This window comes from Paenibacillus sp. GYB006, from assembly GCF_036577645.1.
GTDB lineage: Bacteria > Bacillota > Bacilli > Paenibacillales > Paenibacillaceae > Paenibacillus.
Map to the genome: position 1 here is coordinate 26,831 of NZ_JARBDA010000004.1, position 25,384 is coordinate 52,214.

Genomic DNA, 25,384 nt, shown 5'->3' on the forward strand with positions numbered 1-25,384 from the left:
TTGTTTAACACATGGGACAAAGAAATGAACAGATGCATCTAGGCGCTTTTATTTATTATACAGGACATCATCATGCAGGCTGGAGACATCCAGATTCTGGTGTGGAACAACTGTTTGATATTGAAATGTACAAAAGAATAGCACAGACAGCCGAAAGAGGAAAGTTTGATATGATGTTTTTTGCTGATTTACTCTACGTACGTGAAGTGGAGTATGCCGCTTCAGGTATGCTCGATCCGATTACTTTACTGTCTGCGTTATCCATGGTTACAGAACGCATTGGTCTCACGGCAACCGTATCAACGACTTATAATGAACCTTATAATGTAGCACGTAAATTTGCTTCCCTTGATTATATCAGCGGAGGGCGAGCAGGCTGGAATATCGTGACCTCGCAGCTGGATATAGAAGCGCATAATTATGGCAAACCCGAACATCCGGAGCATGGATTACGCTACGAAATGGCAAGCGAGTTTGCTGGTGCGGTTACTTCTCTATGGGATACATGGGAAGATGGAGCGCTTGTGCTCGACCGTGAGAATGGAAAATTTGCCGATGGATCAAAAGTGAAAGAAGCTGATTTTAAAGGGAAATTCTATTCGACCAAAGGACCGCTCAATGTACCTCGTCCACCGCAAGGTTATCCAGTACTCATTCAGGCAGGTTCTTCAGAACCAGGACAAGAATTTGCTGCTCAGTATGGAGAAGTGATCTTTACAGCGCAGCAATCAATTAAGGCAGCAAGGCGTTTCTATGAGCAACTAAATGAGAAATTGGTGCAGAGCGGACGTAAAAAAGGTACGCTGAAAATTATGCCGGGCCTTTCACCTATTCTCGGAGCAACAGAAGAAGAAGCTCAAAGAAAATATCAGGAACTTCAAAACCTGATCCCTGCAGAAACAGCGATTATGGCGCTATCTGGTTTCCTTCAACATGATCTGAGCGGCTATCCAGCAGATGGTCCACTACCCACTGATATTCCTGATCCGGTAGCTGCTTCAAATGGAATGAAGAGCCGAGTGAAATTGTTCTTGGAAATGGCTTATGAGGATAATTTATCTATCCTTGATTTGGGAAGAAAGATACTGAGTACACGCGGACATATGCAATTTGTAGGAACACCTGAGCAGCTGGCAGATCTGATGGAAGAATGGTTTGATTCCTATGCTTGCGATGGCTTTAATATTATGCCGCCAGTACTTCCAGGAGATCTAGAAGATTTCGTTAATCTGGCTATTCCGGTTCTGCAAAAACGAGGTTTATTTAGAGAAGAATATACAGGTTCTACGCTGAGAGACCATCTTGGTCTTGAACGCCCTGAACTTGGACATTTTAAGCCAAAGCAAGAGCTGAGTGCAGGTGTGAATTAAAAGAAGATCTTCATTCGTAGTTTACTTTTTGTGCAATTTCCCTTAAAATGAAATCAATTTCATAATACCTTTAGTTACTTTAATTAGGAGTATATATAGATCGAAATGGTTCTGTTTGTCTATATATAGTTACAAATTTATCGTTTAATGAGTTATGAAATTGATTTATCAATTTTATATATTAAATTTAAGACCCCACTTTTAATGTTTTCGTGTTCCTAAAACATTAAAAGTGGGGTTTTTGCGTGGGGGGAAAGGTTTGTTTCAGTTATTGAAGAATTCAATGTATGTATTTTTAGGAGCGTGTTCATTTGGGATCTTGTCCACCGTCATTAAACTGGGATATGAGAAAGGATTCACGTTTCAACAATTGACACTTGGACAATTTGGGACCGGATGGATTTTACTGCTTATACTGATGCTTTTATTTGCTAGGCAGAAAGTGAGTTTCAAGCAGTTTATCCGTCTAGCTGGGGTTGGTGCCTGCACCTGTCTGACAGGGATCACTTATTATTTGTCACTGCAAAGCATACCCGCGTCGATTGCGGTCGTACTACTATTTCAATTTACATGGATTGGTGTCCTCATTGAGGCGATCGTAACTAGGAAACGGCCTTCAAGGGCTACCATGGTGTCTGTGTTTCTATTACTTATTGGAACTATCTTGGCAGGAGGAATCATTGGCGTTGAATCACTTGAGTTAAATCTAAAGGGTACATTATTTGGTTTAGCAGCTGCCGTGATGATGGCACTATTTGTCTTCTTTAGCGGTAGAATAGAGGTTCAAATGTCACCGATCACAAGAAGTTTTTACACATCGACTGGGAGCTTACTTTTGCTTCTCACGATTCTGACACCCAAAGTAGTACTCGAAGTGTCGTTAGCTGATGGGTATTGGTTATTTGGGCTTATATTGGGAACCTTTGGGGTGGTGTTACCGGTATTGCTGTTTGCACTTGGAGCACCGAAAATTAGTACGGGGCTTGCCACCATTCTAGGAGCAGGAGAATTGCCCGTTGCTGTTATTGCCTCCGTCTGGGTATTGCAGGAGTATGTATCCATTGTTCAGTGGATCGGAATTATCATTATATTATTTGGAATTATTTATCCTCAAATTTTCGGAAGAAATCAGAATCAGAATCAAAATCAGAATCAGAAAGAACATACGGCAGTCCAATAGATAAGATGAGAAGCGACGTGGATTGAATGCGGTATTGATCTGAAAATACATCATATGAAAAAGGACCCTTCGTAGATGAGGGTCCTTTTCATATAAACAATCCATTTAAAAGATCGATCTACCTTACTTAACAAGGCTGTTAAGTATATCATCAATCATTTGGGAGTTTGCAACAGCGCCTGTGTACAGCCAGCTGGTATCTCTACCAAATTCATATACATTTCCGTTTTTCACAGCCGGAATATTCTTCCATAGATCATCTTTTAGCGCCTCACTACCAGTGTCGGAGTCACTGTTGATCAGGAAGAGGTGGTCAGCATCAAGTTCTGCAAGTTTCTCTAGGGAAACCGGAAGCCAGTTACCTGTACCTGTAGTTGAAATCTCTTTTACTACTTCTGGAACAGCAAGTCCTAGGTCATCATACATTACTGTACCGCTGGATAGATCTTGGCTAACCATATAGAACTGTTTTTGTACAAGCCAGATTGCAGCAGCAGATTCACCCGGTACAGCTTCTGCGAGTTTCTCTTTAGCTTCAGCTGCTTTCGCATCATAATCATCGAGTACTTGCTGTGCTTCTTTATCTTTACCTAGAACCTCTCCGATTTTCAGAAGTTCTTCTCTCCAGTCATTGTTCTCTTCACTACCGATTACATAAGTGGGAGCAATCTTGGAGTACTGTTCGTATTTATCTCCAGCGGCCAGATCCGCAGAATCCATAATGATCAGGTCTGGTTCAAAGCTTGCCACTTCTTCAAATGGCAGATCATAAGAGATGGTTGGAACCTCTTCAAGTTCCGTTTGGAGATATTCTTGGATTCCGTTTGCAACGGACCATTGTGCAACTGGTTTTACACCGAGCGCAACGAGATGATCTTCAAGGTAAGAAGCAATAATTCGCTGCGGGTTAGCAGGAATAACGACTTCATTTCCCACTCCATCCGTTACGGTACGTTCTTGAGATGTATTTTGTGCATCGGTTGCAGGAGTTTCTGCATTTGTATTCGTATTCGATGTAGTATTATTAGTAGTATCTTCGTTCGTTCCGCAAGCTGATAAAAATGCGGATACGACGAGCAAGCTCGACAGTAAAGTCATTAGTTTTTTCTTTCTCATGATTGTAGTTCCCCCTAGTTGTCTATCTATTTACATATGAATGATAACAATTCTCATTATCAAAATCAATTCTTTTTTTGCAGTATTTTTGTATATAAGGTGACGATTAATAGAGCTGTGATAAATTATAGGATTACGTGTTCGCTCATTTATTATACAGATCCATTTTGAGATAGACATAGAAAGGAAGAAAAAGAATGATGCCTCATTTTGTATTGGTAGCAAGTGTGTCGATTGTAAGTCAGGGTTCATTGCTAATGATCGAAGAGAAAAAGCCAGGTGAAGTAGGAAAATGGAACTTTCCATCGGGAAGAGCAGAACAAGGTGAATCTATACTCGGTGCTGCACTGCGTGAAGTAAAAGAGGAAACAGGTATCGATGTAAAACTTACTTCCACAACAGGTGTTTATAACTTTATAAGTCCAACGAATGACCAAGTGATCGTGTTTCATTTTATGGGAGAGATCATTGGTGGCTCGCTAAAACTTGAAGAAGAGTGTATTACAGATTATAAGTGGATTGAACCAAGTCATCTTTTAGAGATGGATCTTAGTCGGTTACGAAATGGGCAGATTTTGAAACAAATTACACAAAATATAATCAAGGAGCACTTTTATCCGCTTTCGATCGTACATGAATAAGTAAATAAGTGGTGATCTATGTTCGAGAAATGAGTGATAGAATCTAAACGAAAGGATCTAAACGAAAGGATCTAAACGATAGAATCTATTCCATACAGCATCGTCTACTTGCGATAACCAAACTACTTGCTTGCCCTAAAGGAGGATAAATAGGAATATGAATGATTTATTGAATACATATTTTTTAAGAGAACTCCAGCTATCGCCTGCAAGTCACCACGATCGTTTAACTTACCCGTTTAACATCGCAGCGATTCGTAACCTGAAAACATTGACATTCCACCCTAAAGTGACTTATATCGTAGGGGAAAATGGGATGGGAAAATCGACTTTACTTGAAGCCATCGCCATTGCATCTGGATTTAATCCCGAAGGCGGAACCCGTAATTTTCAGTTTGCTACAAGAGAAACACATTCTAATCTGCATGAACGAATCAGACTCATTAGAGGAGGGGCTAAACCAAGAGATGGTTTTTTCTTTCGAGCTGAAAGCTACTATAATGTGGCTTCTTACATAGATACTTTAGACGAAGAGGGGAGCTTTGGTCCTCCTCTCAAAAATTCGTATGGCGGAAAATCATTACATGAGCAGTCGCATGGGGAATCGTTTTTTTCTGCTTTTCTGAATCGATTTGGTGGACATGGTCTTTATATTTTGGACGAGCCAGAAGCAGCATTGTCACCAATCCGGCAAATGTCCATGCTTGCCCGTATTCATGAGCTTGTAAAAAGCAGAAGTCAGCTCATTATCTCCACCCATTCTCCTATTCTAATGGCTTATCCAGACAGTATCATCTATCAACTAACCGAGCAGGGTACCTACAAGGTTAGGCTAGAAGAGACAGATCATTATGTCGTGATGAAACAGTTTATGAATCACAAAGAAAGTATGCTGAGTGAGTTGTTTGACGAAGAGTAACGAAGAGTTTCTTTACATCCAAGAAGGATCACTCTGCTGCTTAGAATAATCAAGACATTCCTTTCATTTACAAAGGGGGATGTCTTTTTTTATTGGTAAATACCGGATAACATCCATGGTAAATGAGTATTTCGTTCTCTATAATGAGAAACGTTATCAATCAAATGATAATCATTATCAATATTTAGAGGTGAAATAAATATGGAAACTTCCGATTGGGGAGGACGGGTGGCAATTGTTACAGGTGCTGCCCAAGGCATCGGGAAAGCAGTGGCGAAAGAACTCGCTAAACAACAAATAAAGGTGGCTATGGTTGATCAAAATGCAAGGTTGCTGTACACCGTAACGAAGGAACTACGAGAGGAAGGATTACTCGTTACGGCATTTCCGGCAGATGTAAGCAAAAGTAGTTCTGTAGATCATGTACTTAGCCAGATCCAAGGGGAACTATCAGATCCTGATATTTTGGTGAACGTGGCAGGGGTACTTGAAACCGGACCGGTTGCTTTTTTCAGCGACGAAGACTGGAACCGCATTTTTGATGTAAATACACATGGCGTTTTTTATATGAGCAGGGCGGCAGCCCGTATTATGATTCCCCGTAAAGCAGGAGTCATTATTACTGTCGGTTCTAATGCAGCGGCGATGCCCCGGATGAATATGTCCGCGTATGCCGCATCCAAGGCAGCTGCAGTCCATTTTACTAAATGTTTGGGTCTAGAGCTTGCCCAGCACGGCATTCGTTGTAATGTGGTTTCACCAGGATCTACGGATACTGCGATGCAGCGCCACATGTGGACAGAAGACCTTACGGTAGATTCAATCCTATCCGGGTCGCTAGAAAGTTATCGTCTTGGAATTCCTCTTGGCAGGCTTGGTGAGGCAGAGGACGTGGCAGAAGCTGTCTCGTTCCTCGTATCGGATCGGGCAAAACAAATTACAATGTGTGATCTGCGGGTAGATGGCGGAGCAACACTCGGTGTATAAGCGAAGTTCAGTTCGTAGAAGAGATAAGGAGGAAGATTATGAGTATAGATATAGATAGTACAAACGTGCGCCAATTGCAAAACCAAGCAGCGAAATTACTGCAGAGATATCATCCGTCTACGTCTTTCTTTTATGCAACTCCAAAATATACCATGCTTGCACAAGGCCCCTTAACTCGACTAGAGACCCTAGAGGGAGTAACTGAGAGAGAGGAGATTCTCTCTCTAATACGTAAGGAGTGGGCGAAACCGATGAGTGACTATGGGAGTACGTCAGAAGAAAGAAATCATCGGAAGAGACGAATTGTTGGAGCGATTCCTTTTGATATGAATGTTCAGACTCAGCTCTATGTATGTGAAAATGTTCATATTTCATCCTCTCTCCGTAAGGAAGAGATTCCATACGAGACGAACAGGGGACTGGATCCAGCTGAAATTGTAATGAGATCTGAACCAAATGAAGAGCAATACAAAGCGGATGTAAGCGAGGCGGTTCGTCTCATTAATAGAGGCCATTTAGATAAGGTAGTGCTGGCTAGAAAACTTCATATCAAATCGAGCAAAACAGTACAAGCTGAACCGATATTGTCGGCCCTTCTCCGTCTCAATCCAGAGGGATATACGTTCAGTGTTCCTCTTACGAAGATGAAGAAAGCAGGCAATAACAGCATGTCTGCATCTATAGATTTACAAACACAGTCCACTGTAACACTACTAGGAGCTAGTCCTGAACTGCTTATTCGGCGCACGGGAATGGAAGTTACTGCCAATCCGCTTGCTGGCTCAATCCCGAGGAGTGAAGACCCGGTAGAAGATCAGAAACGTGCGCAAAATCTCCTCATTTCATCTAAAGATCTTCATGAACATGAGTTGGTAGTTAAAGCAATTGCTACGGCTCTTCGGCCATTATGTAGAGAACTGCACGTTCCGCAGAAACCTTCGCTTATTGCTACGGAAACGATGTGGCATTTATCTACAGAAATGACGGGGGTGTTGGAAGATTCATCTACTACATCTTTGGAACTAGCTATGGCGATGCATCCGACACCTGCCGTATGTGGAACGCCAACAAAGGAGGCAAAAAAGACTATTGATCGTATAGAAGCGTTTGATAGAGATTACTATACCGGAATGATTGGATGGTGTGATGAGGAAGGCGATGGAGAGTGGGTTGTTACGATCCGCTGTGCAGAAATTGAAGAGAATGAACTGTGTTTATATGCAGGTGCGGGTATAGTGGCAGGTTCCAAGCCGGAAGATGAACTTGCGGAGACAGCAGCGAAGCTGGCCACATTTTTACAAGCGATTGGATTAAAAGAAGATAAAAGAGTGATGACTTTGAGCAGGGGGGATCAATGATGATGGAAGGCTGCACACCGTGGCCAGAGGAAGAAGCAAGAAGGTACCGAAATCTCGGTTACTGGCAGGGTATGACTTTTAGTGAATTACTTGCGGAGAGAACAAAAGTGCATCCGTTACAGACAGCAATCATCAGCGGTGAAAAAAGGTGGACCTATCAGGATCTTAAACAAGAGGCAGATCAATTGGCGGCTGGTCTGATTCAGCTAGGAATTCACAAGGAAGACCGGGTTGTGGTGCAGCTCCCGAACATTGGCGAGTTGTTGGTTGTTATCTTTGCCTTGTTTCGCATAGGTGCCTTGCCTGTATTCGCGCTTCCTTCCCATCGGAAAAGTGAGATCTTCTATATCAGTGAGTACTCGGAAGCGAAAGCTTACATCATTCAGGACATATATGGAGGTTACGACTATCGTAAAATGGCTGCTGAACTGCAGCATGCAGTTTCTTCTGTGCAGCATGTTCTTGTGGTAGGCGATCACGAGAATTTCCAATCTCTTCGGAGTTTATACAGCGACCCCGCTTCGGTTACGTTCCCGGTAACACGGGCGGAAGAGGCTGCGTTTCTCCAGCTCAGCGGAGGAAGTACAGGATTACCGAAACTGATCCCGAGAACGCATGATGATTACATCTATAGCCTGCATGGAAGTGCTGAAATATGCGGTTTAAGTGAAAAGAGTGTCTACATGGCTGTTCTGCCTGCTGCTCATAATTTTCCGCTTAGTTCGCCTGGGGTGCTCGGTACGATTTATGCAGGTGGAACGGTCGTCATGGCTGAAGGAGGAAGTCCGGAGAGGGCATTCGCTCTCATTGAGAAGGAAAAGGTAACCATTACGGCACTGGTTCCGCCGCTGGCGATGGTGTGGATCGAAGCGGCAAAGTCCCGCAAAGAGAACCTATCATCTCTTCAGGTGCTTCAGGTAGGCGGTGCCTCATTTTCGGAAGAAACAGCATCCAAATTGAACCAATCTTTTGATTGTGTTCTACAGCAGGTGTTTGGCATGGCAGAAGGCCTAGTGAACTATACAAGGTTAGATGATCCTGAGGAGGTTATTGTTCGTACTCAAGGAAGGCCCATATCTCCTGCTGATGAAATTCAAATAGTGGATGATGAAGATATAGTTGTAAACAGGGGGGAGACCGGACATCTACTGACGAGGGGACCTTATACCATTCGTGGATATTACAAGGCCGAAGAACATAATCGGAGGTCGTTTACACCTGACGGATTTTATCGAACGGGGGACCTCGCTAGGATGACAGCAGACGGAAATTTGATCGTTATGGGACGAGCCAAAGACCAGATTAACCGCGGGGGAGAAAAGATAGCCGCAGAAGAAGTCGAGAATCACTTACTTGCTCATGAAGATCTTTATGATGTTGCGGTGGTATCCATGCCGGATGAATTCCTCGGTGAGAGAGTATGTGCATTTATCATCCTAAGAGAAGAGCGGCAAGAGCGACCAAGTATACGAGAACTTCGCAGGTTTTTAGAAGAGAGAGGGCTAGCGGCTTATAAGATCCCGGATCGATTCGAATATGTAACCTCTTTTGAAGTGACAGCTGTTGGGAAGGTAAGTAAAAAGGGACTTCGTGCACGAATTGCTGACAAGCTCAATCTAGAAAAAAAGTTGCAAACCAAATAGATGATTTACCCAGAAAGGATGTTTTAAAAATGGCAATCCCAACCATCGGTTCCTACTCTATGCCTTTAAAGGCAGATTTACCTGATAATAAAGTAAACTGGCAAGCAGATCCATCCAGAATGGTATTGCTAATTCATGATATGCAGCAATATTTCATTGACGCCTATCAAGGACTTTCCCCTGTGAGTGAGTTAATAGAACATATTGATAAGCTTCGAGAAGCTGCTCATAAGCACTCCATTCCGGTTATTTATACGGCACAGCCGGGCGGACAGACCCGAGAAGAAAGAGGATTGCTTCTTGATTTCTGGGGAGATGGCATTGGGCATGATCCGGAGAAACAGCGTATTATCCCTTCGCTTGCTCCAGCAGAAGAGGACCTTTTACTCACCAAATGGAGATACAGTGCTTTTCAGAAAACGGATTTACTGTCCATCATTCGGAGTACAGGCAGAGATCAAATGATGGTATGCGGCGTATACGCTCATATTGGTTGTATGCTGACGGCAGCCGAAGCTTTTATGCAGGAAATTCAGCCTTTTTTTGTGGCAGACGCATTGGCTGATTTCACTAAAGACCATCATTTACAAGCATTAAAATATGCGTCTGAGCGGTGTGCTTATACGTTAACAACGGAAGAAATTGTAGCACAACTGAATTCCACATCTACCGTGACGACGGAAATAGATGATAAAAATCTCGATCCAATCGTGACACCAGAGTCTCTTCGAACTGTTGTAGCAAACCTGCTTTTTATCCCGGAAGTAGAGATATCGGTAGAGGAAGACGTAACTATGTTAGGACTTGATTCCATAAGAATCATGACTTTAGTAGAGAAATGGCGTGGACAAGGAATGGATATTGAGCTCATTGATTTGCTTGAGAAACCCACTTTGCTAGATTGGTCTGAGCTCTTAAATGCAAGTAAGAACCTATATAAGCATGGCTCCGATGCGATGATACAGTCTACTGCTGTGAATCTACCTAATCTGGATTATTTGCTGAAGTAAGGAGGCAACGTATATGACGAATCTTTCATCATTATCAAGCAATCCCCTGACTGAAGCCCAGTCAGGCTTATGGTATGCCCAACAGCTGGATCCTAAAAATCCAATATATAATACCGCTGAGTATGTTGATATTCGAGGGAATTTGGATTTGGATCTATTCAAAATAGCAATTTATCAAATGCTGTTAGAAGCAAAAACGGTCCATTTGCTCTTTGAAGAAAGAGAAGAAGGACCATACCAGACCCAGTATGAGATATCACAGCTTTCGGAAATAGAAATTATCGATGTATCAGGCCTTTCTGATCCGCACGAATCTGCACGAAACTGGATGCAGATGGACATCCGTACACCCGTTCAGCTTCAGGAGGGGCCCTTATATAAAGAAGCTTTATTCATAGTGGGACATGACAGATATTACTGGTATCAGCGAATACATCATATTGTGACAGATGGTTATGGTGTTGCTCTTCTCATGAGAAGAGCTGCCGAGATTTACACGGCATTATCTCAGGGAGGTCAAGTTCCTAATTGTAAATTCAGCTCCGTCCAAGATGTTCTTCTATCGGAAGATTTGTACCGAAGCAGTGGACGTAAAGAGATAGATCGTACCTTTTGGCTGAATCGCTGTACGAAAGACATGGACATACCTACGTTAGCTGATCGTACCTCAGGTGTGCCAAATTTCGTGATCCGCAGATCCTTGTCTTTCGAAGCATCTTTATGTGATGATTTGATACTTAGTGCGAAGAAAATGAAGGCGAACTGGGCTGAGGTACTCATCGCCGGAATAGCAGGGTATATGTACCGTTATACGGGAATAGAAAAGGTTAGTTTTGGGTTACCAGTAATGAATAGATCAGGTTCAGCTCTGTACAATTATCCAGGAATGATGATGAACATCATTCCTCTTCAAGTAAGGTTGCACCCGAAAATAAGCTTGCGTGAAATTGTACGAAAGGTATCGGAAGAAACGAAGGAAATCAAGAAACATCAATCCTACAGGCATGAAGAGCTAAGAAGAGAACTCGGTCTTGGATTTAATCAGAGAAAATTGTTTGGTCCGCTGCTTAATATTATGCCGTTTTCTTCTGTACTAACCTGGGGAAATGATGCCTCAGGCACCATTCATAATATAAACTCAGGCCCGTCAGAAGATCTTTCTTTTCATATTTATGGAACGGCAGATGGCAGAAATATTACACTGAATGTAGATGCGAATCCTAATTTATACAGTGAAGAAGAAATAGAGATTCATTTACAAAGACTTGCTGCATTTCTTGGACGAATGACCATCGAACCAGAGCAATTGATTTCAGAAGTGTCGTTGTTCCTTCCAGGTGAGCGCGAAAAGCTAGTAACCTCTTGGAATGATACATATAAAGAGGGGACTGATATACATCTAACAAGTTTGTGGGAAAGACAGGTGGTTCGCTGTGATAAGCGAACAGCGATTACTTATAACAACAAGAAAATGAGCTATATGGAGCTAAACCAGAAAGCAAACCGACTCGCCAGACATTTGATGAAATACGGCGCCGGACCGGAGCGGATTGTTGCCATTATGATGGGGAGGTCAGAGGAACTTCTAATTGCCTTGCTTGCAGTCATGAAATCGGGAGCTGCCTATTTACCGCTCGATCCTGATTTTCCTGAGGAACGACTTACGTATATGTTTGAGGATGCAAAGCCTATTATCGTTCTGACCGAAGAGGGCATGAAAGAACAAGCATTTATTCCTGATCCTATTGTCAAAATGACGATAAATGGAGCTGATCTCGGAAGAGCATTGAAACAATATTCTGACAGGGACATCTCCGATCAAGAAAGAACGGAGCCAATATCAACGTCTCACCCCGCTTATGTTATCTATACTTCTGGTTCTACAGGAAAGCCCAAAGGAGTGGTGATTCATCACCTAGCACTCACCAATTTTCTGATGTCGATGCAGGAACTTGTGCCCATGAAGGAAACCGACCGGCTATTGTCCGTCACGACCATTTCTTTTGACATCGCAGCATTAGAGCTTTATCTTCCTTTGTTGCAAGGTGCAAGTATTGTAATCGCACCACGAAGAACGGTTCAAGATCCTGAATTGTTTGATGAACTGATGTCATATTCAAATATAACAACGATACAGGCAACGCCGACTTTGTGGCAATCTTTAGTGCGTTTTAATTCAGCGGCGGTGCGAGGACTGAAAGTACTAACCGGAGGAGAAGCGTTATCGACGGAGTTGCTTCAGGAGTTAGACAGGCTGGATTGTGAAGTTGTGAATTTGTATGGACCTACGGAAACCACCATTTGGTCTACTGCAATACCACTTACCGTCTCGCAAAAAGCGATACCTGTTATCGGCAGACCGATCTGGAACACAGAAGTTTATGTATTAAATGAACGGTTCGAACCGGTCCCAGTGGGCATGATTGGGAATCTATATATTGCTGGAAAAGGACTTGCGAGAGGATATTTAAACCGTTATTCACTTACGGCAGAACGGTTTATAGCAAATCCCTTTTGTACAAAAGGATCGAGGATGTATGATACCGGAGATTTGGCAAGGTGGCTTCCAGATGGAACATTGCAATATGTCGGACGGAGTGATCACCAAGTCAAAATTCGCGGATACCGGATCGAGCTGGGGGAGATTGAGTCCATTCTTTTGCAGCATCCATCTTTAGTACAGGCAGCTGTTGTATCAAAAACAGACGAAGCAGGTGAGAGCAAGCTCGTTGCTTATGTTGTCATGGACCAAGAACCAGGCGAATGTCGTTCAGTAACGAACTCAGAGCTGCGCAGTTATGTTGGAGAACGACTGCCAGACTATATGATTCCTGCAGCGATCATGTTCATGGATGAACTCCCGCTTACACCCAATGCGAAGCTGGATCGTAAAGCGCTGCCTGAACCAGACTACGCTTCTCTGACAACATTACGTCAAGCCCGGACACCGCAGGAAGAGCTTTTGTGTGAATTGTTTGCCGACATCTTGCAACTGCCAAGAGTAGGAATTGATGATAATTTCTTTGATCTAGGTGGACATTCCTTACTCGCGGCACGTTTATCTATGCGCATACGCGGTATTTTTTCGAAGGACTTGTCACTGGCAGATCTGTTTGAGGCACCAACGGTAGCCAAGCTCGTTAAGAAATTAGATGATGTTGTGCATACTCGCCCAGCTATACAGCGAGAAGAAAGACCAAGTGAGATCCCGTTATCTTTTGCACAAAAAAGACTATGGTTTCTTGATCGTTTGGAGGGACCGAACAGTGCCTATAATATTCCCCTTGTTATTGAAATGAAGGGTCTTTTACAGGTAGATGCGCTGAAAATGGCCTTGAATGATTTGGCGCTTAGGCATGAGTCACTACGTACAATTTACCCTGAGAACGGTGGCACAGCTGAGCAGTTGATCCTTGGTCCAAACGAGGTTTCAATTCCGTTTACCGTGATAGAGATTTCACGCATTGAGCTGGACAACAAGGTGAAGGAAGCTATTCGTTATCCTTTTTCTCTATCCAAGGAACCTGCTATACGTGCTGATTTATTCGTCATTCATCCAGAAGAATATGTTCTCGTCCTATTACTGCATCATATTGCCGGAGACGGATGGTCATTAACACCGCTTAGTCAAGATTTGTCACTCGCTTATGAAGCTCGATGTAGAGACGCAGTTCCTGAATACAAACCTCTTCCCATTCAATATACGGATTATGCATTATGGCAGGAAAGATGGCTTGCATTGTCTGAACAAGCTGACGGTTATTTAGAAGAGCAGTTACAATACTGGACTCATCAACTAGCTGAGCTGCCCGAAGAACTTCCAATGATGAAAGACTTTCCAAGACCAGCTAATCCAAGCTTTAAAGGGGGAACCGTACAGCTAGAATTCAGCAGAGAGTTGCATGAACGACTTCAAAGACTGGCACAGGATTGCAGAAGCAGCCTATTTATGGTCTTGCAAGCTGGGTTTACAGCTTTGTTAAGCCGGTTAGGGGCGGGGCATGATATTCCGCTAGGGACACCGGTTGCGGGACGAAATGATGATCAGCTTAGCGATATGATAGGCTTATTTGTGAATACGCTTGTTGTCCGCACCAATACATCGGGAAATCCAACATTTCGGGAACTGATTGAGCGAGTTCGGGAGACAGACCTTGCGGCTTACAAGTATCAGGATATTCCGTTTGAGCGGCTCACACAACAATTGAATCCACCACGATTAAAATCAAGACATCCCTTGTTTCAAATCATGTTTGCTTTTCAAAATACACCGGAACCAGGACTATCGTTATCGGGTATTAAGACAAAGCTTGAACTTGCTCATACGGATTCGGCAAAATTTGATCTGACATTAGAACTCAGAGAATATCGAACGGACTCTGGTTCGCTAGACGGTATTCGCGGATTCCTGGAATACAGTAAAGACCTCTATCAAGAGGAAACCGTTCAAATAATAGCGAAACGATTCCTTTTTCTGCTAGAACGTGCAACGGAAAAACCTGACCAGTCCATTGAATATCTTCCTATTATGGATGAGGAGGAGAAACAATCACTGCTTCATCTAAGGGATAGAATTGAAGAGGATATGGAAGAGTCAACCCTTGTTAGGTGGTTCGAAACTCAGGTGCGTGAGACACCGCAAAACATAGCAGTATCATATGATGAAGATAAAGTTACTTATCAGGAACTGAATGAAAAGGCTAATCAATTGGCAGGTCTTCTGAATCGAGCTGGTGTAGGTCCTGAAAAGGTAGTCGCGCTTGGAATATCCAGATCAACTAACATGATTGTTTCTATTCTCGCGATCTTAAAGTGTGGCGGAGTCTATCTTCCTCTTGATCCAGCCTACCCTTCTGAGCGGATTGATTATATGATGCAAGACGCGAAGCCCGTATGCTTGGTTACAATGCAGGAGCATATGTCACAGTTTAGGAACGTAGCCAGCGATACATCGGTTCTTCTACTAGATGATCCGGCTACGATCGAGGAGTTATGCAATGAATCCAGGGCGAACTTAAATGTGGATAGGATTTCTGAAATGGCCGACAAGGACATGCTTCAACCACAGAATGGTGCCTACATTATTTATACTTCTGGGTCCACAGGTCAGCCGAAAGGGGTCATTATTCCTCATCAGAATGCAGTGAGGCTACTTCGAACAACAGAAAAAGACTATCAGTTCCGTGATACGGACGTATGGACACTATTTCACTCCTATGCTTTTGATTTTTCGGTATGGGAAATATGGGGGGCTTTGTTGTATGGTGGAAAACTCGTGATCGTACCAGATCTCGTTCGTCGTTCGCCTGACTCCTTCTTAGAACTGCTCGTTCGTGAGAAAGTGACGGTGCTCAATCAGACACCCTCTGCTTTTTACCAATTGATGCAAGCAGATCAGGATAAGCCCGAGCTGTCCGCTGATTTCCAGCTTCGATATGTTATTTTTGGCGGAGAAGCACTGGAAATTTCCAGACTGGATACTTGGTATGAAAGGCATACGGACAATGCCCCAACACTCGTTAACATGTATGGCATCACGGAAACAACTGTTCATGTCACTTATAAGGAACTACGTCATAGTGATACAGAGAAAGAAGTATCCAGTAACATTGGTGAGGCAATTGGAGATCTCATGGTATACGTTCTTGATGATTATTTACAGCCAGTACCTATTGGAGTTACGGGAGAGATGTACGTAGCCGGTGCTGGACTCGCACGAGGGTATTTGGGCAAACCCGTGCTTACAGCTGAGCGATTTATCGCAAATCCGTATGCTGAAGGCAGAATGTACCGCACCGGGGATCTTGCCAGATGGGCCAATAATGGAACACTTCATTATATGGGACGTGCAGATCAGCAGGTAAAAATACGCGGGTTCCGAATTGAACTTGGTGAGATTGAGAATGTTCTCATCCATCATCCTTTTATAGAACAAGCTGCCGTGATCGCTCGCGAAGATAATCCGGGTGATAAAAGACTTGTTGCTTATCTAGTTCCAAGCGCCGGTACTTATCCTGAATTGGCTGAATTGAAACGGCACGCAGCGTGCACCCTTCCGGACTATATGATTCCATCAGCCTGCGTGGTTATGAACGAATTTCCACTAACCAATAACGGCAAACTGGATCGAAACAAACTTCCTGCACCTGACTATGGAACATCGAATCTTTATCAAGGGCCGAGAAGCCCACAGGAAGAAGTATTGTGTGATCTGTTTGCTGAAATTCTCTCTGCCGAGAAAGTGGGTATCCATGATGGATTCTTCGATCTTGGGGGACATTCACTGCTCGCAGCTCAGCTCATGAGTCGTATTCGGGATTCCCTTGGAGTAGAGCTAAATATCGGTATTTTATTTGAAGCACCAACGGTTGCAGCTTTGTGTGAACGGCTGGAAGACGGGGGAGAGCAAAATGCACTGAATTCCTTGTTACCGCTTCGAAAAAAAGGAGAAGGGAATCCACTATTCTGCATTCATCCGGCAGGAGGGCTGAGTTGGTGTTACGCAGGGCTTATAAAATCACTTCCTTCCGAAGTTCCTCTTTATGGACTTCAAGCTAAAGGGATAGGGGAGAAAACAAAACTTCCTTCAACACTAGAAGAAATGGCAGAGGGATATATCCAGCTTATTCGGGAGGTTAGACCGCACGGGCCTTATCATCTGCTTGGTTGGTCACTCGGAGGAAATGTGGCTCACGCTATGGCAGTCTTACTGGAAGAACAAGGGGAAGAAGTCGACTTATTGTGTATGTTTGATGCATATCCAGGACATTTCCTGCCTTTAGGGAAAGGCCCGGATGAGGAGGAAGCGCTAATCGCCCTTTTGGCACTGGGCGGGTACGACCCTGACATGATCGATGAGAAGCTGACAATGGCCGGAGCAATGGAGATTCTTCAAAGAGACGGCAGTGCACTAGCTAGTCTTACGGAAGAAACGATCTTGAACCTGAAAGAAACTTATGTGAATTCTGTGCGAATTCTTGGGGAGTACAAGCCAGGTAAATATCAGGGAGATGTGTTATTTTTCAGATCCACAATTACGCCAGATTGGTTTGATCCTATTTCCCCGGATACGTGGAAGCCTTACATCAAAGGAAATATGGATAAGCACGATATTCATTGCCGGCATAAAGATATGTGTCAGCCCATTCCTTTGTCGGAGATGGGACCGATTGTTGCCGAAAAACTTCGTTTTCATCTTGAGCCTAGTAAAGTGTACTGAATCTTATGAATCATAGTGAAAGAGGAGTGAACATGATGGCAAATCTACTTGATCATCCCGATGGTAATTTTATTGTCTTAATGAATGATGAGGAGCAGTATTCGATGTGGCCAGAAGAGATTGATGTGCCCGGGGGATGGATGATTGTATATGGTACGGAAAGTCGAAGCTCATGTCAGCAGTATATCGAGGAAAACTGGACCGATTTACGTCCAAAAAGTCTACGAGAAAATAAATGATACATTAATATGATGAAAAATTCACAAAAGAAGAAACTCAACAGGTTTGCCATAGTGGCAAGCCTGTTTTTTACCTAAAAACGAAAGAGAAGCTAAGAAGATAAATGATAATTACTATACTATTTCAACATATGAAAAATTCAGAATAATAAAATCAAATTACCGTATCTATGTTACGTACCTCTTTCTAATTAACTTTCACTGAATCTATTCCAAACGTTTTGTATCAAAAGAAAAATACAGAAATACCAATCGAAAAGCAATCGAAAAACAACCGAAAATCAACTCGAATTCATAAAATAGGTCGGGAAAATATCACTGAAATAAAGTGTTTGACAACATACATAATGTCGATATATCATGGTTTAGTTAAGTAAACTAAACTAATGGGCGAAGGGAGTTGAGAAGGCGATTGGAGAATTATCGTAAAGTGATAAAGAGTATGAACCTTATACTGGATGAATTTAATGTACTCATCACCAAGGAGTTTAAAGAATTAGATGATTTTCATCTCACCTCACAGCAAGAAGTCGTCCTGATTTATATATCTCGCCGTGATCGGGTGACTGCAGCACAGATTGCTCAAGAATTTGATATTACGAAAAGCGCGGTGAGCCAAGTACTTACGAAGTTAGAACAGCAAGATTTGATTGCGAAGATTGTGAATCCTGACAACAGACGAGAGTCATTTATTGTGTTAGGTAAACAAGGTAAGAGATTTATGGATACGTTAGAAGAGATCGATGATCAAATGATTGAAAAGTATTACTCCAAGGTTAAAATTGATGATTTAATTCATATGACAAATACGATGGAAGAAATCAATCAAGTGATTAAAAGAAACAAGAAGTAAAAGAAACAAGAAGTAAAAGAAGTAGATAATAACAACATAGGTTACTACATGATGGAGGAAGAATTATGTCTTTAATGTTAAGGAATAGAGGCGCTATCCTGCTTCTAATGATAAACATCTTCTTAATATTTACGGGAATTGGACTTGTTGTTCCAATTATGCCGACTTATATGGACTTACTGCAAATCAGCGGAAGTATCGTTGGGCTTCTGGTAGCAGCATTTTCATTTACACAACTGATATTCTCACCGCTTGCGGGAAGATTATCAGACAACTGGGGACGCAAAAAAATAATTATTATCGGTATGGTTATATTTGCGGTATCGGAGCTTATCTTCGGTCTTAGCAGTACTGCATTTTTCCTATTTGCTGCACGTATGCTCGGGGGAATCGGGGCAGCACTCATTATGCCAGCCGTTATGGCTTATACGGCAGATGTAACATCAGGAGAAGAACGCGGCAAGGGAATGGGACTCATCAACGCTGCGATTACCACAGGTTTCATTATTGGACCTGGAATCGGCGGATTCATTGCTGAATATGGAATCAGGGTTCCGTTTTATGCAGCAGCTGTTGCAGGAACCATTGCAGCTATTGTGACCCTGATCGTATTGCCAGAATCAAAACCTCAAGTTGTTGATGATCAGGTGAAAGAAATCGTGAAACTTCCAAAACAAAATCTGCTCACTCAGCTCGCTAATTCTTACCGTGAACCCTATTTCCTAGCACTTGTTATTGTGCTTGTCGCATCTTTTGGCCTTGCCAATTATGAGACCGTATTTGGTCTATTCGTAGATCAGAAATTCGGCTTCACTGCAAAAGATATTGCAGTTATTATCACTTTTGGTTCGATCGCTGGTGCTGTCGTTCAGGTGACTGTATTTGGATGGATTTTGAACAAATTTGGTGAAAAGAATGTCGTCTCATTCTGTCTATTAATGGCAGCACTCTTTATTGTTCTTACCTTGTTTGTTCATCAGTATTGGATGATTCTGCTCGTTACCTTTATCGTATTCCTGGCTATTGATATCCTTAGACCAACCATCAGTACACAGATGTCTAAGATGGCAATGGAACAGCAAGGTTATGTGGCAGGTCTTAACTCTGCGTTTACAAGTATGGGTAACATTTTAGGACCAGTCATTGCCGGAGTTCTGTTTGACGTTAATCTGAACTTCCCATACGTTTCTGCTGGAATCGTATTGTTCTTATGTTTCCTTCTTTCACTGAAAGCAAGGAAAGATGAGCGGATTCCCGGGCTTAAAGAGTCAGGCGTTTAAAAAGGAAAACGATCATTAAATTATAAATATAATCTTAAGATCTAAGCTAAGCTTATGATAATATAAAATGAAAAAGACTGCAGGTAAACTAGTTTAAGCTAGTTTGTCTACAGTCTGGGGCACCGCATTTATATATGTGGTGCCTTTTTTTGTATTAAGAATAACTACTGCATTTTCAGTGCTACGCATCCGGAATAATAGTAACCGCAATGGTTCGTACGGGAGCATCGGTTTCATTATGCGCGCTATGGTAGTATTTTGTCACCAATTCATTTAACTCATTTTGAAATTCCGCGAATTGTTTATCATCGATTTTTAACTCAATTAGAGAAAAAGTAGAGCCATCTTCCTGTCGATCTAATTCTTTCAATTTCTTAAGATAGCTTTGATATTGAGTCAGTAGTGATAATTGATAATTGGACACATAATCAAGTTTCATCTCATCAGAAGCTTTTTTCCATTCTTCTGAATTTAAGCTAGCTTCCGTTTCATTCAGAGCGTAATATTTTTCGGAAACGGACTTGACCTTCTTTTCTCTAATCACACGAATAATTCCGGCATCAAACATAATTTGAATGTGACGATACAGGGTAGCTTGGGGTACGTCTTTGATTACCTTCACCATTTCTAAAGGGGTTAAACCTGTATCTTTATATCTCGCTAATACCTGCAAGATTTTTATGCGAACGGGATGCATCAGAATTTCTACTTTATTGACCATCGTGTTCTCCTTCACTTTGTCATGGATATTATTCTTATTATAAATAATGAGAATAGGTATTGCAATTGATGACTAACAAAGTTATATTATCATTATCAATAACGATAATGAAATGAATGAGGTGAATTTAAATATGAAACTACACTATGGCTTTGATGAACTGAAAGATATCGATTTTATGGCTTTTATCCCCATTATTTTACCGTTTATTCTCGTAGGTTCTTTATTAGTCCTCCTTGCTTTATTTGACTTATTCAGACACAAAAGTACGAGAAAAAACATTCTTATTTGGGCCCTGGTCATCATCTTTGTTAACACAATTGGGCCCATCCTCTATTTTGTAATTGGAAGAAAGGATCGTGAAAAATCATGAGGTTAGAAGTGAAGAATGTGACGAAAACATTCAAAAACAAAACGGCTGTGAACCATTTTTCAATGGAATTGCAGACAGGAGAATGTGTAGGTTTGATCGGACCCAATGGAGCTGGGAAATCGACGTTAATCAATGTGATTTCGGATATGATCGACCCAGATGATGGCATGGTGTTGCTGAATGGGAAAAAGATATCTAGGGTGAAGCAGGAGATTGGTTATTTACCACAGTATCCTAACTTTTTTCCTTGGATGACGGCCAAAGAAACACTTACTTTTATGGGGCAGCTTTCTGGACTGAAAAAACGAGATTTAACAACGGAAATCCCTGAAATTTTGGCCAAAGTAGGGTTATTAGGCGAGGAGGATACAAAAGTAGGGACCTTTTCAGGAGGAATGAAACAAAGGCTTGGTATTGCGCAAGCTTTACTTCATAAACCTTCACTTATTATTATGGATGAACCGGTATCCGCACTGGATCCGATCGGCCGAAGAGAAGTGTTAAACCTAATTAAAGAAATAAAAGAAGATACAACGATTCTGTTATCTACTCACATCCTCAGTGATGCGGAAGAAATATGTGAACGGTTTGTCATCATCAAGGATGGTACAAAAATGGTAGATACAACGATCACTGAATTAGTAAAACAGAATCAGGAAAATAAGCTGGTCCTAGAAATCACAGCGAAAGATCATTCATGGATAAATAAGGTGAAAAATCTTCCCTGTGTCAAAGAGATCGTGGTTACTGGCAATCGATTATACATAGAAGTAGAAAACATGGAACAGGACAAAAAAGAGCTATTAAAAAGTGCACTTACGAATGATGTGGACCTTGTTACGTTCCAAGAGGATCATGATACTTTGGAAGAGATTTTTTTAAAGTTGGTGGTGAAGAAATGAATCCGTTTATCGTGCTTATTAACAAAGAATTTGTTCAAATGATACGTGATTATAAAATTGTATGGCTGCCGATCGCGTTTATCCTTTTAGGGATCACTCAGCCTATCGTAACTTTTTATTTACCTTCTATTATAGGGTCATTAGGCAGTGGTCAGGGAATCACGATTGATCCAAGTATGACTCTTCAGCAAGGCGGAGAAGTATTAGCTAGTACCTTAGGATCTCAATTTGATCAACTGGGAATTATCATACTAGCCATTTCGATGATGGGAATGATTCAAGCAGACAAAGCAAATGGGATGTTGGCTTTTATTCTTACTAGACCCGTCAGCGTCATTTCATACCTATCTGGAAAAATAATATCGCATTACTTGATCGCAGCGGTTAGCATAACTATTGGTTATTTTGCATCTTACCTATATGTCAGCTATCTTTTTACGGATGTTCCGTTTCTACACTTGTGTATCGCTTTATTTTATTATCTTGTGTGGGTGCTCTTTATCGTTACCTTTATTGCAGTGGTGAGTACGATAGGTAACAGTCAGAGTATAATTGGACTCATTTCGATTGTTTTTCTGATTGGTTGCAGAATCATGGTTGGGTTTAGTCCCCTTACCGAATTTGTGAATTCAGCCAGCATGAGTAAGCATGCGATGGAGGTTCTAATTACAGGGTCCATAAATCTGAAAGCAATTGCCGCCACTATAGGCGCTCTATGTTGGATTATATTGATGATCTACGTTATGCATTATTGGATTGTTAGCAAAAGATATCATCCGAAATAAAAGTTAGAAAAATACTTGGACTTATTATTTATCTACTGCAGCCCAATCCGCTTACATATGGAAACATAAACTATAGATAAGAATCAACCTAGTATTTTTAGGAGGGTTACATCTATGGTAAAGAAGAAACTCCCCAAACGAGCGCAAGGATTTGTACCGGCACGAGTATTGCAAAATACAGCAAAAGTGATGTATCCATTTTACCGAGCAATTGCATTTCATAAGAGTTATTCGGATGGATGGAGTAAAGCAGTAATTGCACCAGATCTAGATAAGATGGTTCAGTTACTCACCAAAGTCTCGCCTAGAGCGAAAGGGCTTTCGCTTGGGTCCAATGGCATCGGTTATTTCATTGGATTTCCTGTTAAACATCCATATTTAGAATTTTCTAATGGTACGACGGTCATTCCCGGAACTGCCCAGTTTACATTTGACCCAAGAATTCACCAGGCCATCGCACGCGCTGTACTCCCTTTTTATTATAAACTTGCGAAGGATCGTTCATTTGCAGTGAGCTTATCGAACGCAGTACGGAGTGGGAATGAGAAAGTTGTTCGATGTTTAATTCGCTCTTTCGTACGTACACCGGCACTCATTTCTGTGAAAATGGATTTGGACGGACCCGGAATATCCCTTAATTTTAAATATAAATCTTCCAAATTCATTTACCGAAATCTGTTGTTTATAGATCAGGCGTAAGAAATGAAGAGATAGCAGGGTGAAGTAGCTCTCGAAACGAATATATTAGGTTATGACTTTATCCTATTCTTTTGGGAGGTAATACATAAAGATGATTCCAGTAGAGACTCCGATTCGCATCGATCAGGACAAGATCCATAAGATAACAAACCATATTCTTCAGATTGAACAAGGAAAAATCAAAGAATGGACATGTACGCCTATTTCGATAGATCAGCTTAATTTCGTTACTGGCGGTGTCTACCGTGTTGCTGGGGAAACGGAAATAGGCAGGAGAATTATGCGGCAATGGTCTTTGATTATTAAAATCGTCATTGCTGATTCAACGCGGGATGACCCAAGTCATTATAACTATTGGAAACGTGAAATTTTGGCATATGAATCGGGTTTACTTGATCAGTTACCCGGTAATTTAATAGCGCCAGAGTGTTATGAGATGGAAGAAAAATTCGATGGCACGGTTTGGTTATGGCTTGAAGATATGACGGGTGAGAGAGCGAATTGGAAGAAAGAGAATTATGCTTACGCAGCTGCCAAATTAGGAGAATTTCATGCCGCATATGTGAATGAGAAATCACTGCCGCAACACGCTTGGATCAATAAATATTGGATGCGTTCCTGGATACGTGAATGTGATAAATACCGAAATATGCCCTTAAGGCTAGAAATGAATCAGATGAATCTAAGCAATGAAGTAATGAACATTATTGATAAATATGAGCAGTTCGAAAGAAAACGCAATGAATACTTAATTGCTTTGGAAAGTCTTCCGAGAACATTATCACACCAAGATTTTGATGAGTTTAATGTCTTGTATCCTGATAAGTATCAAGACGAAGACAAGCTCGCTGTGATTGATTGGCAATTTATCAGTATTTCAGGTGTTGGAGAAGATCTAGGCCGTTTTCTAGGTCTATCGATGAGCCGAGGGAATGTGCCGATTGACAGGCTCAGCGAATATCGAGATCTAATTTTCACATCATACATAGGTGGACTTAGGAAGAATGGATGGAATGGGAACGAGGAAACTGCTAGACTCGGTTACTTACTTTCTTTTGCTTTCCGCTCTGTATGGGAAATTCCTCTTATGTTAAGACAGCTCCAGCAAGATAAGGATTCACCAGAGAGCAAGCGCTTGATATATATTACTAAGCTTCAGATGGACTCGGCAGAACAAGCAGAGCGACTTGGAAGTCTATAAATGGTATGCTAAGCCTGATGACTACATACGTATGCCGCGCAGCTCGCGGCTTTTTTTATGAGTCTGATTTTTTTACTAAAAAAGCTAAAGTGACGAAGCACAGTTTTAACGAGTTTGTAACAAAATTGAGTTTGGTATATGCGCTGATTATGAGAGAATAAACATCGAAAAAGGCTAATTATATTGAAGTTAGGATGAACGCTAATGAAGATTTTACTTGTTGAGGACGATAGAACAATAGCATCTGGGCTAGAATATTCCTTGCAGCAGGATCAGTATGAGACAGTACTCTGTTATGATGCGGCATCTGCAGTGCAGGTATTACAGCATCAGTTATCTGAGCTAACGTTATGTATTTTTGACCTATCCCTTCCCGACGGCAGCGGATATGATCTGTGCAATATCGTCAAAGAGCGAAGTGATATTCCTGTCATCTTTTTAACAGCCATTGATGATGAAGTCAATGTTGTAATGGGTCTAGATATGGGAGCCGATGATTACATAACAAAACCTTTCCGAATTCGGGAATTACTCTCGCGGATTAAATCTGTCTTACGGCGATATCAAAAACAAACGAAGCCGCAAACCTATATTGAACTAGGTAATGTGAGAATTAATACGCTCGAAGGAAAGGTGTATAAAAATGGAGAAGAGGTTCTGCTGACCGCACTGGAATATCGTTTACTACTTATATTTACGAATCATATTGGACAAGTTCTATCTAGAACTCAGCTCCTAGAACGGATATGGGATGTAGCAGGTGATTTCGTAAACGATAATACGTTATCCGTATATATTAAAAGGCTGCGAGAAAAGTTAGAGGATAATCCACAAGAACCGAAGCTGATTAAAACCGTGCGCGGTTTAGGATATAAGGTTGGTGATTAG

General features: G+C 41.8%; 20 protein-coding genes. 18 read left to right on the forward strand and 2 right to left on the reverse strand.

Annotation, left to right across the window (positions count from 1 at the left end):
- Window positions 1-11: 11 nt before the first annotated feature.
- Both PV403_RS11195 and PV403_RS11200 read left to right on the forward strand, forming a co-directional pair.
- Window positions 12-1,370 carry an LLM class flavin-dependent oxidoreductase gene (locus PV403_RS11195; protein ID WP_332084628.1) on the forward strand — a complete coding sequence of 453 codons (1,359 nt, stop codon included), beginning with the start codon at window positions 12-14 and terminating at the stop codon, window positions 1,368-1,370.
- Window positions 1,371-1,629: 259 nt separating this feature from the next.
- Window positions 1,630-2,550 (forward strand): EamA family transporter, encoded by a 921-nt coding sequence (locus PV403_RS11200; protein ID WP_332084629.1) that lies wholly within the window; start codon window positions 1,630-1,632, stop codon window positions 2,548-2,550.
- Between the two features lie 123 nt (window positions 2,551-2,673).
- Here the strand turns inward: PV403_RS11200 and PV403_RS11205 are convergent, their stop codons facing one another.
- Entirely contained in the window at window positions 2,674-3,666 is a 993-nt protein-coding gene (locus PV403_RS11205; RefSeq protein ID WP_213535087.1) for an iron-hydroxamate ABC transporter substrate-binding protein, read from the reverse strand.
- 197 nt (window positions 3,667-3,863) lie between these two features.
- On the opposite strand from PV403_RS11205, the gene PV403_RS11210 reads away from it, so the two are divergent.
- The 10 genes from PV403_RS11210 to PV403_RS11255 all read left to right on the forward strand — a co-directional run bounded on the left by PV403_RS11210 (window position 3,864) and on the right by PV403_RS11255 (window position 19,815).
- A complete protein-coding gene (locus tag PV403_RS11210) occupies window positions 3,864-4,307 on the forward strand; it encodes an NUDIX hydrolase (protein WP_249717658.1) in 444 nt (147 codons plus the stop codon).
- A gap of 157 nt (window positions 4,308-4,464) precedes the next feature.
- The gene (locus PV403_RS11215) at window positions 4,465-5,226 is read left to right on the forward strand and encodes an AAA family ATPase (RefSeq protein WP_213535085.1); all 762 of its coding nucleotides are present in this window, start codon (window positions 4,465-4,467) and stop codon (window positions 5,224-5,226) included.
- Window positions 5,227-5,427: 201 nt separating this feature from the next.
- Window positions 5,428-6,213 carry a 2,3-dihydro-2,3-dihydroxybenzoate dehydrogenase gene (locus tag PV403_RS11220; RefSeq protein ID WP_213535083.1) on the forward strand — a complete coding sequence of 262 codons (786 nt, stop codon included), beginning with the start codon at window positions 5,428-5,430 and terminating at the stop codon, window positions 6,211-6,213.
- Window positions 6,214-6,251: 38 nt separating this feature from the next.
- Complete coding sequence (gene dhbC / locus PV403_RS11225) at window positions 6,252-7,571, forward strand: isochorismate synthase DhbC (RefSeq protein WP_213535081.1); 1,320 nt, start codon at window positions 6,252-6,254, stop codon at window positions 7,569-7,571.
- Window positions 7,571-9,214 carry a (2,3-dihydroxybenzoyl)adenylate synthase gene (locus PV403_RS11230; protein WP_332084630.1) on the forward strand — a complete coding sequence of 548 codons (1,644 nt, stop codon included), beginning with the start codon at window positions 7,571-7,573 and terminating at the stop codon, window positions 9,212-9,214. Before dhbC ends, PV403_RS11230 begins: the two co-directional genes overlap by 1 nt.
- Before the next feature lie 29 nt (window positions 9,215-9,243).
- Window positions 9,244-10,224, forward strand: coding sequence for an isochorismatase family protein (locus PV403_RS11235; RefSeq protein ID WP_332084631.1), 981 nt, complete (start codon window positions 9,244-9,246; stop codon window positions 10,222-10,224).
- Window positions 10,225-10,237: 13 nt separating this feature from the next.
- Window positions 10,238-17,443, forward strand: a complete 7,206-nt coding sequence (locus PV403_RS11240; RefSeq protein ID WP_332084632.1) for an amino acid adenylation domain-containing protein — start codon at window positions 10,238-10,240, stop codon at window positions 17,441-17,443.
- A 32-nt stretch (window positions 17,444-17,475) separates the two neighbouring features.
- Window positions 17,476-17,682 carry an MbtH family protein gene (locus PV403_RS11245; RefSeq protein WP_332084633.1) on the forward strand — a complete coding sequence of 69 codons (207 nt, stop codon included), beginning with the start codon at window positions 17,476-17,478 and terminating at the stop codon, window positions 17,680-17,682.
- A 412-nt stretch (window positions 17,683-18,094) separates the two neighbouring features.
- A complete protein-coding gene (locus tag PV403_RS11250; RefSeq protein WP_249717657.1) occupies window positions 18,095-18,535 on the forward strand; it encodes a MarR family winged helix-turn-helix transcriptional regulator in 441 nt (146 codons plus the stop codon).
- Window positions 18,536-18,600: 65 nt separating this feature from the next.
- Window positions 18,601-19,815: an MFS transporter gene (locus tag PV403_RS11255; RefSeq protein ID WP_332084634.1), complete on the forward strand. Its 1,215-nt coding sequence runs from the start codon at window positions 18,601-18,603 to the stop codon at window positions 19,813-19,815.
- A gap of 181 nt (window positions 19,816-19,996) precedes the next feature.
- Here the strand turns inward: PV403_RS11255 and PV403_RS11260 are convergent, their stop codons facing one another.
- A complete protein-coding gene (locus PV403_RS11260; RefSeq protein WP_332084635.1) occupies window positions 19,997-20,536 on the reverse strand; it encodes a helix-turn-helix domain-containing protein in 540 nt (179 codons plus the stop codon).
- Between the two features lie 133 nt (window positions 20,537-20,669).
- On the opposite strand from PV403_RS11260, the gene PV403_RS11265 reads away from it, so the two are divergent.
- From PV403_RS11265 to PV403_RS11290, 6 genes are all read left to right on the forward strand, one after another.
- A complete protein-coding gene (locus tag PV403_RS11265) occupies window positions 20,670-20,909 on the forward strand; it encodes a PLD nuclease N-terminal domain-containing protein (protein WP_213535142.1) in 240 nt (79 codons plus the stop codon).
- A complete protein-coding gene (locus tag PV403_RS11270; RefSeq protein WP_332084636.1) occupies window positions 20,906-21,811 on the forward strand; it encodes an ABC transporter ATP-binding protein in 906 nt (301 codons plus the stop codon). Before PV403_RS11265 ends, PV403_RS11270 begins: the two co-directional genes overlap by 4 nt.
- Complete coding sequence (locus PV403_RS11275; protein WP_332084637.1) at window positions 21,808-22,596, forward strand: ABC transporter permease subunit; 789 nt, start codon at window positions 21,808-21,810, stop codon at window positions 22,594-22,596. Before PV403_RS11270 ends, PV403_RS11275 begins: the two co-directional genes overlap by 4 nt.
- 114 nt (window positions 22,597-22,710) lie before the next feature.
- Entirely contained in the window at window positions 22,711-23,295 is a 585-nt protein-coding gene (locus PV403_RS11280) for a hypothetical protein (protein ID WP_332084638.1), read from the forward strand.
- A 91-nt stretch (window positions 23,296-23,386) separates the two neighbouring features.
- Window positions 23,387-24,496 carry a phosphotransferase gene (locus PV403_RS11285; protein WP_332084639.1) on the forward strand — a complete coding sequence of 370 codons (1,110 nt, stop codon included), beginning with the start codon at window positions 23,387-23,389 and terminating at the stop codon, window positions 24,494-24,496.
- A gap of 204 nt (window positions 24,497-24,700) precedes the next feature.
- The gene (locus PV403_RS11290) at window positions 24,701-25,384 is read left to right on the forward strand and encodes a response regulator transcription factor (RefSeq protein WP_332084640.1); all 684 of its coding nucleotides are present in this window, start codon (window positions 24,701-24,703) and stop codon (window positions 25,382-25,384) included.